Origin of the sequence: Coraliomargarita parva (genome assembly GCF_027257905.1) — a bacterium.
Lineage (GTDB): Bacteria > Verrucomicrobiota > Verrucomicrobiia > Opitutales > Coraliomargaritaceae > Coraliomargarita_A > Coraliomargarita_A parva.
Genome location: NZ_JAPZEI010000024.1, coordinates 1 through 2,114, shown reverse-complemented (window position 1 = coordinate 2,114; position 2,114 = coordinate 1). Strand labels below are relative to the sequence as shown.

Genomic DNA, 2,114 nt, shown 5'->3' with positions numbered 1-2,114 from the left:
GGGATTATTGGCAGCACCGTCCAAAGCCTATTTTGAAGATGCCCATAAAACTCTTCCACCTGACCTAAACAAAGAAACAGCTAACCAGGCGTGATGGGCAACGCCGTTGGCGCGCCCACACTCGACGATATAGAAAAGAATGATAATTTTACAACCGCTACGCTAGAGACAGGGAGGAAGGGAGAAAGAGAATGAATCCACCCATGAAGCTCCTCCCCAACCTCGCCCGACATGTCCGCCGTAGCCTTGGCGAAGGTGGGAGGGCTCTCTAGCGGAGCGGTTGTGGAAAAAACAGAATGGAGTGTATGAAACAGAAGGCACTTGCCGGATGCGGTCCCACTGGACACTCTGGAAGCCATATCCAGTCGGAGGTCTCAACTTCTTTCGCTCCTGCGTCGCTCACTCCTTGAGACTCCTCACCGTTCTGCGATTGAAATGAATAGAGTCATCCTACTGCTGATCTGCATCATCTCTGCACCTCTCTTGGCGGAAGAGAATGTTGACCCATTTGCACCACCTGCAGACTGGAAATTGGAGGACAAACCCGAACTTACTATCTGCATCTACACAATAAACAGAATTCATAGTCTACCCAAAGGGACACCGGAGTCATACAAGCCTATGGACGAGTATGATGAAGAAATGAATCAAAAAGAAATGGCGATTCTTCGCTATTTACAGGAGCAAGGTGTCGATTTTATTGGAATCCAAGGAAGTCTTGTTTGCCTGCCTGAGACGTCTCGGAAGGCTACAGCGGTTATGAGACTTCAGAGATACCACATCATCGTGAAGCAAACTAAAGAGAATCAGGAAAAGGTCACTAAGATCTTTAGGCAGTTTGAACCAGACCTAGAGGCAGAACCAGTCAGCATAGTCAACGACGAGGCTGCGCCTCATCGCGACTAGCCTCGACGTTATGCAGAAAAACAAAAAATGAAAAACGCACTACTAAGCATCACCGCAATACTCACACTGTCAGCATTCTCTGTTTCAGGTGAGACGGAGGAAGCCACGGACGCCACTGAGATTCTCCGCCAAGAGATAAAAGATCAGGAGATCGCCCTGCAGGAACAAAAAAAGAAGCTAGCTGCTATGGAGCAAAAGAATACGCTTGAAGTTTCGATTACTTCTGAAGGGCTCAGCACTGAGGGAGAAAAGATCACATTAGAAAACTTAGAAAAAGTTCTAAAAAAGTTACCCGAAGATTCGAAGGTTCTGATTCGAGCTGAAAGCACTGTCCCAATGGAAAAGGTAATTTCGGTTATGGATACCTGCAAGAAAGCAGGAGTAAAAAATATCAGCATGGCGACAATCAAGGCATAACCAGTCGAGATAGCCAAAACCTAGGCTGCGCCTAGGCGTCGGCTACTCTCGACGTTAGATATGAATGTGAACCAATGGCATGAGCGCTATCTCGATGGTGCTTCAGGTGGCGCGAAGCTACTTCTAGTCGTCTTTGGCATCCCAATGCTTATTCTTGTAGCCTTGCTGCTATTCGCGGGTGATCCTAGTGCATTCGAGAAAGATAAAATTGAATCATATAAAGCTTCGATTCTTGAGCGTATCATCGATCAAAATGAATACTACACCGTTGAGTCTGTTCATTACGGCACAGACAAACTTACAGAATTTCCCATTCTGGGAGAAGCGACTTTAGTCTCTCCCAGTGGACGAAAATATGATACTACCTTTAGTTATCGAATGACAGAATCAGGAGACGAATTGAATTTGAGGCATGGTGAAATACCTGACCTGTCCTACCTCTCCCAGGCCGAAATCGAACGAATAAAAGCACAATCTAACAAAACGCAGTAGCCAATGTCTTTCACGCTCCGCGCTTCAGCCATATGCTATGCTCACCGTTCGACAAAGGAATGAAAAAGAAACTCATCATAGCGATACCTCTTGTTCTGATCGTCGGCTATATTTCCGTCCTTAGCATCCTCACCCTTCGAGCAAAAAGTAAATATGATGCCTTCACTCAAGAATGAAGTGGACCCGAACCTTGGACAGGTTGCAGTGATTGTTTAGATGTAGTCCAGTGGAGCTTCGGATGGAAGTCCAGACTGGAAGGTTGTTGGATGTTGTTATTGGTGGTGGGCAGCTGCCTTCGC

General features: G+C 46.5%; 3 protein-coding genes. All 3 read left to right on the top strand.

The window, feature by feature from the left end; genetic code table 11:
* Positions 1 to 435 precede the first annotated feature (435 nt).
* From O2597_RS18555 to O2597_RS18545, 3 genes are read left to right on the top strand one after another with little or no spacing between them, the layout of a single operon-like run.
* A complete protein-coding gene (locus O2597_RS18555) occupies positions 436 to 906 on the top strand; it encodes a hypothetical protein (RefSeq protein WP_269527275.1) in 471 nt (156 codons plus the stop codon).
* A gap of 27 nt (positions 907 to 933) precedes the next feature.
* On the top strand, positions 934 to 1,323 hold the full coding sequence (locus tag O2597_RS18550) for an ExbD/TolR family protein (RefSeq protein ID WP_269527273.1): 390 nt from the start codon (positions 934 to 936) through the stop codon (positions 1,321 to 1,323).
* 60 nt (positions 1,324 to 1,383) lie between these two features.
* Positions 1,384 to 1,815 carry a hypothetical protein gene (locus O2597_RS18545; protein WP_269527271.1) on the top strand — a complete coding sequence of 144 codons (432 nt, stop codon included), beginning with the start codon at positions 1,384 to 1,386 and terminating at the stop codon, positions 1,813 to 1,815.
* The last annotated feature ends 299 nt before the right edge of the window (positions 1,816 to 2,114 follow it).